Source organism: Spirillospora sp. NPDC049652, assembly GCF_040675125.1.
In the GTDB taxonomy this organism is placed as follows: domain Bacteria; phylum Actinomycetota; class Actinomycetes; order Streptosporangiales; family Streptosporangiaceae; genus Spirillospora.
Map to the genome: position 1 here is coordinate 1 of NZ_JBFAOF010000939.1, position 2,716 is coordinate 2,716.

The following is a 2,716-nucleotide window of genomic DNA, read 5'->3' on the forward strand; positions in this document are numbered from 1 at the left end:
CCCGCCGCCCGCGCCGCGCGAGCGCTGGCCCTGGCGCGCCGGGGCCGCCTGGACGCGGCCCGCGCGGAGATCGGCGAGGTCGTCGCGGCGGGCGCGGAGAGCGGCCCGGCGCTGTACCGCGCGGCCCAGGTCGAACTGATGACCGGGGACACCGGGACGGCCACCGACCTCGCGACCCGGGCGGTCGAGGCCCGGCATCCGCCGCTCCCCGAGCACCTGCGCGCCGAGGCATGGCGGCTGCTGGCGGACGTGTGAGCGATGCCGGGCGGAAGATCCGCCAGGTGTGGCGTGTGACGCTGAGCGGTGTCCGCGTCCGGCGGAGGATCACGGCATGGGCTCCACTGCCACCGCGCTGGTGACGGGCGGGACCGCCGTCCTCACCGGGACGCTCACCGCCGTCGTCGGGGTCGTCACCGCGCGCCTGGGCCACACCTACGAGCGGCGGCGCGCGGCGGACGCCCGCGACGCCGAGCAGGCCGAAGCCGCGGACCAGCGCGTCCGCGACGCGCTGCGCAGCATGGACGACGCCGTGGTCGACCTCGGAGTGACCATCCGGCTCTGCGAACGCCTGCGCGCGCTCGGCGTCCCCGGTGAGGACGAGGAACTGGCCGGCGGACGCCGCGTCTCGGCGGAGTACCGGACGGCCGTCCGCGAGATCCAGGGGTTCCTGGACGCCGTCGGCCACGCCCCGGACCTGGCGGGGCCGGTCGGGGCGCTGCGCGACGAGGTGCGCCGTGCCTGGCTGCACGGCCTCGGCGACGCCGGGAAGAAGCAGGACCCGCGGACCGCCGCCGAGGTCGACGACGAGCTCCAGCGGCTCATGAGCCTCGTCGGACGGGCGCTCACGTCCCCGCCGCCACCGGCTCTGGCCGCACCGGACTCCGGCGGAGCCGGCGTCGAAGCCGGCGCACCCGCGCCCGCCGCGAGCCCCAGAGCAGGACGCCCGTGGTGGCGATGGCGACCGGCACCAGCGCGGCGACGAGGGGAGCGCCCACCGCGTTGATCGCCGCGCCGCCGCACATCGTTCCGATGGGCGCGATGCCGAGGGTGACGAACCGGTTCGTCCCCGCGACGCGTCCGCGCAGCTCGGGCGGCGTGCGGCTGGCCTGGTACGCCGACAGGGCGATGTTCAGCCGCGCGCCCACGAACCCGACGCCGCCCCACGCGATCATCCAGGCGCCGGGCCACGGGACGACCGCGAGCAGGGCGGTCATCCCGAGCCACGCCCACATGCACAGCCGGACGAGGGTGATCGGGCGGCGTCCGAACCGGCGGCGGCGCGTGACGGCCACGTACACCGAGACGAACGAGCCGCCCAGCCCGGGCGCGGCGAGCAGCACCCCGGCCATGGCCCGGGGGAGTCCGGCGTCCCGCCCGCGGACGATCAGGAGCAGCATCACGATCTGGAAGAGCAGGTTCGTGGCCGTGCACGCGATGAGCGTCGTGCGCAGGAACCTGTAGCGCCACAGCCAGCGAAGTCCCTCCACCATCTCGGCGACGAGCGGCCTGGTCCGCCGCACCGCCGTCCGCGGCCTGGCCGCGTCGGTGCCGCCGGCGGCCCGCAGCGGGCGGGGATGGTTCCAGCGCCCGCGCAGCCCCGCGGGCCGCAGCGTCAGGATCGCGGCGGCGGACGCGAGCCCGAACGCGGTGTCCGCGGCGTAGGGGACGGCCGTCCCGGCCGCGTGCAGGACGCCGCCCAGGGGGCGTCCGAGCAGCATCGCGCCGTTCGCCCGCGCCTCGTTCTGGGCCATCGCCCGCTGGAAGTGCTCCGCCGGGACGACGCTCGGGACGGCCGTCACCTCGGCGACGTTGTAGAAGGTCGTGCAGGTGCCGCTGACGAGCGCGGCCACGATCAGGACCGACGGCCGGAACAGCCCGGCGGCGAGCGTCAGCACGACCGCCAGCGACATGAGCGTCCGGACGGCCTGGCTGAGCAGCATCGTCCACCAGCGGTCCAGCCGGTCCACGAGCATCCCGGCGGGGATGTGCAGGAGGAGGCTCGGAACCGTCCCGGCGGCGACCACGAAACTGACGAAGGTGGGGGACCGGGTGAGGCTGAAGGCGAGCAGCGGCGCGGCCGTGGTGACGCTCATCGCGCCGAGCAGGGAGGCCGCCGAACCCGTCCAGAGCAGGCCGAACCGGATACGCCAGCCGTCCGGTTCCTTCGCCATCTGTGTCGCCCAAGAAGAAGGACCGAGCAGGTCGTCGGGTGGTGCGGGTGAGCCCGCGCGGGCGGTCCGGCGAAAACGCGCGGACGGCCCGGCGAAAACTCAGCCTAGAGGGTGCCTGGTATTGGGCTCGCCAAGGACGAAGTAGTCGCCGGAAAATGCGAATCTGGGCTATTTCACGTATTTGGCTGGTTTGTTCGAGGGAGGGGGTCGGCGGCGGGGAGGAGGAGGGTGAAGATGGGCGGGGAGGGGCGGCGGAGGACGAGTCGGCCGCCCTCGGCCTCCGCCAGGGAGCGGGCGAGGGCGAGGCCGATGCCGTGGCCCTCGGCGGACGCGGAGCGGCGGCGGGCGAAGATGTCCTCGGCGTCGTCGGTGACGCCCGGGCCCTCGTCGGACACGTCGATGGCCAGCCCGCCGCCGATGTCGCTGGCCTCGACGGTGATGCGTCCCGCGCCGTGGGCCACGGCGTTGTCGATCAGGACGTCCAGGATCTGCCGGACGGCCGGGGACTTCACGTGCAGCTCGGGCAGCGGGTCGTGCGCGGTGAC

Annotated in this window: 3 protein-coding genes; 1 reads left to right on the forward strand and 2 read right to left on the reverse strand. The window is 75.2% G+C overall.

What is annotated here, in order from left to right; all coding sequences use genetic code 11:
- Window positions 1–255: hypothetical protein (locus AB0J52_RS35125; protein ID WP_500187219.1), on the forward strand; the 255-nt coding region annotated here is incomplete at its 5' end.
- A 587-nt stretch (window positions 256–842) separates the two neighbouring features.
- On the opposite strand, the gene AB0J52_RS35130 is transcribed toward AB0J52_RS35125, so the two are convergent.
- Window positions 843–2,171 (reverse strand): MFS transporter, encoded by a 1,329-nt coding sequence (locus AB0J52_RS35130; RefSeq protein ID WP_500187220.1) that lies wholly within the window; start codon window positions 2,169–2,171, stop codon window positions 843–845.
- Window positions 2,172–2,344: 173 nt separating this feature from the next.
- Window positions 2,345–2,716: sensor histidine kinase (locus tag AB0J52_RS35135; protein ID WP_500187221.1), on the reverse strand; the 372-nt coding region annotated here is incomplete at its 5' end.